Source organism: Armatimonas sp., from assembly GCF_964826245.1.
The window spans coordinates 1-3,029 of the sequence record NZ_CBAYMC010000383.1; the positions used below are offsets into that span (position 1 = coordinate 1).

The window sequence follows — 3,029 nt, forward strand, 5'->3', positions numbered from 1 at the left end:
AGAAATGCCTCCAGAAAGCAGGCGACATCGGCCGCGGAGGCTTGCACGCCGCCCCAAGGAGAGCCCAGTGCCCGCCAGTAGGGGCTATTCCAGTCCCAGTGATCAGAGCCAGGCGCTCCTCCTCCTGCCTCCGGCGCGGCGTGCTCGACCTGGCAGGGCATGGTTTGATCCGGTGTAAGCGCCCCCCTTCCCAGAGCAGAGCGCGTCATTCCCCGTGGCTGGAGAACGGTTTGGGCTACCAGTTGCTTTATCTCGATCCCTGAGAGGCGCTGTGCCAGCTCCGCCGCGAGCAAGATCGCCATGCTGGAGTACTGATAGCGCGCTCCTGGCTCAAACTCTAAGGGCACGCGAAGCGCTCCACAAACAAACTCAGAGAGCGGGGCATGGCTCTGGCGTAGAAAGGCATTGTCCGGGAGCTGATCGGGTAGGCCGGAGACGTGGGTAAGCAGGTGGCGAACCGTCACCCGCTCACGCCCCTCCCCCACAAACTCGGGTAGATAGCGCAAAACAGGCTCGTCGAGACCAAAAAGCCCCTTGTCATAGAGGGTCATGAGGGCCGCAACCACGATTGGCTTCGAGATAGACCCTAGGAGAAACGCACTGTCTACCGAGCAGCCTTCCCCAAAGGCTCGTGTGAAAAGTGTCGTCTGGCTACGGACATGCAGAACCGCCCCTCGAACCTGCCCACTCGCCGTGACAGCCGCCAGAATCCCCGCCGCCTCATCAACTTTTTCGTCATACATTGTTGTTTCCCTATTCTACGGCCTGCTGAACGATCTCGACATCTGGCCACGACGACTATGGAGACGTTGGTGGTATTGGCATCACCCCGACCCACGCGTCCCCGATATAGCTTTCCCCCCCGACCAGGACCCGGGTCGGGGTTGCGTAGATCACTTCCGGAACCCAGTGCGGAGTGCCCTTGGGGTAGATCGGTGTGAGCAAATCGGGGAGTGGCTGGCCGGTGACGAGGTCGAATCGATTGATGGCAGATTGCTCAGCGCCGTTGATCCCACCAGGCCCGTCACCGAGGGCGACGAAAACGGTTCCGGCACTGATGGAAATGGGAGAGTCACAACGCTGGTGGCGGCGAGGGTTATCCGGTTGCGGCAGAGGGAATCGGTGTTGCCAGAGTTGTTTTCCATCCCGCCAGCAGCTCAGTCGGTCGGTCTCATCCGGGTACGACTCGATCGTGACCGCAGTACCGTCTTGCGCAATCGCGCCGCGTTTCCGGACGTGTTGGTCGTGCGCATCGAAACGAATCTTCTCGATCACCTTGAGATCGGGGGTGAGCGTCAACGAAAGCCAGCTACCGGGAATGCGCTTCATGGGCGAGTGACGATACGCGTGATCCGGAAAGTCATACATGCGGCCGTCCAAGACAATGGCCCGGATGTTTCCGTCAGGAAGAACCCGTATCGCGACCGCATGGCGGTCAACACCGAGGTTCAGGGTTCGCGCTATTTTTCCATCCGATGCGTTCAAAGCGTAAATCAACAGAGGGTTTCCACCGATGCTTCGGCGGCGGTATCCGCCGACTCCCAAGACCAGGATCTTTCCGTTCGGTCCGGCAACAATGCACCGTGGCTGATTGAAATCCGGGATCTTGGTCGCCCAGCGCAACGCCCCTGCGGCATTGTAGGAGACGACTGCCGCGCCGTAATCCCGAAAGGCCCGTATTGCTGCGTCGCGCGTGTCGAGAGTCGAGGGGCCTGTCACGAAGCAATTGCCATGCCCGTCGACGCAAATCGCCTCCGCAATATCGTTGCGCCAATACTGCTCGCTGAGGTGCCCCGCTCGGTACAGGGCGTCACCACCGGAGCGGAGCGGACCGTAGAATTTTCGCCATAGAACGGTTCCATCTTCCCGGGTTGCTTGGGTAAAGAAGTCAAACTTGGATTCCAGATCACGGTAGGTGCGTCCGGCCGAAAGGATGGTTCCATCAAGTGCTTCGCAGATTGCATGAGTTGCATCCTGCTTGCGCATCCCACCGTCGTATTGGTTGAGGACAATCAAGGAGCGGGTCAGGGCGGCCTTGACCTCCGGAGCGAGCTTTGTCTCTTGCATGGGCGATTATAGCCTATCTACCAGACGATAGGCTTGCGCTCAATAATCGTATACGATACGTTAATAACCATGAACCTCTCCTATGAATCACTCGCGGGCGGCCTCTACGGCCTGCTGATCGGGGATGCGCTCGGAGTTCCCTATGAGTTTCATGCACCCGATCAGCTCCCCGCGTGGGATGCGATTGAGATGGAGCCACCCGCGGGCTTTGCACGGGCACACGGCCGCACCCCGATTGGCACGTGGAGCGATGATGGCGCACAGGCGCTCGCTCTGCTCGACTCGTTATTGACCTGCGGCGAGCTGGATTTAGACGACTTTGGCAGGCGCATCGTGGACTGGTACGAAAACGCCGCCTACACCCCTGATAGTCGAGTCTTTGACTGCGGTATCCAAACCGGCGACGCGATTTGGGAGCTGTTGCGTGGAACGCCTGCCCATGCCGCGGGTCGTGCCGATGAGATGGCAAATGGCAACGGCTCCCTGATGCGTGTTCTTCCACTCGCCCTCTGGCACACCGGAAGCGACGAAGACCTCATCCGCGATGCCCACTTGCAGTCCAGTGTTACCCACGGACACCCGCGCTCGCACGTCTGCTGCGCCCTCTACTGCCTCTGGGCGCGGTATCTCCTTACTAGCGACGAGGCTAAAGCAGAACCAACCTGGGCGCGTGCTGTCGCAACGCTACGTGACTACTATGCAGAAAACGGCCCCTACCGCCTAGAGTTGGAGCTCTCCGTTCGTCCGATGGAAAAGACCCTTGGCACGGGAGGTGGCTATGTCGTGGACTGCCTACGATCCGCTCACCAAGTTCAAGCCGCGGGCGATTACGAAGGGGTTGTCAAGGCCGCTATCGCCCTCGGACGAGACACCGATACCACGGCTTGCGTCGCGGGGGGAATTGCCGGGGTGCGCTTTGGCCTCGCGGGAATCCCCACTCGCTGGATCGAAGCCCTCCAAGG

3 protein-coding genes are annotated in these 3,029 nt (G+C 60.2%); 1 reads left to right on the top strand and 2 read right to left on the bottom strand.

All coding sequences use genetic code 11. From position 1 onward, the window contains the following. Nucleotides 1-743, bottom strand: a 743-nt coding sequence (locus tag AC1XOS_RS21785; RefSeq protein ID WP_481964315.1) for a serine hydrolase domain-containing protein, incomplete at its 3' end; no start/stop codon positions are given. A 55-nt stretch (nt 744-798) separates the two neighbouring features. Continuing rightward, entirely contained in the window at nt 799-2,067 is a 1,269-nt protein-coding gene (locus tag AC1XOS_RS21790) for a hypothetical protein (protein WP_481964316.1), read from the bottom strand. Between the two features lie 69 nt (nt 2,068-2,136). On the opposite strand from AC1XOS_RS21790, the gene AC1XOS_RS21795 reads away from it, so the two are divergent. Then, a partial coding sequence (locus tag AC1XOS_RS21795) for an ADP-ribosylglycohydrolase family protein (RefSeq protein WP_481964317.1) occupies nt 2,137-3,029 on the top strand: 893 nt, incomplete at its 3' end.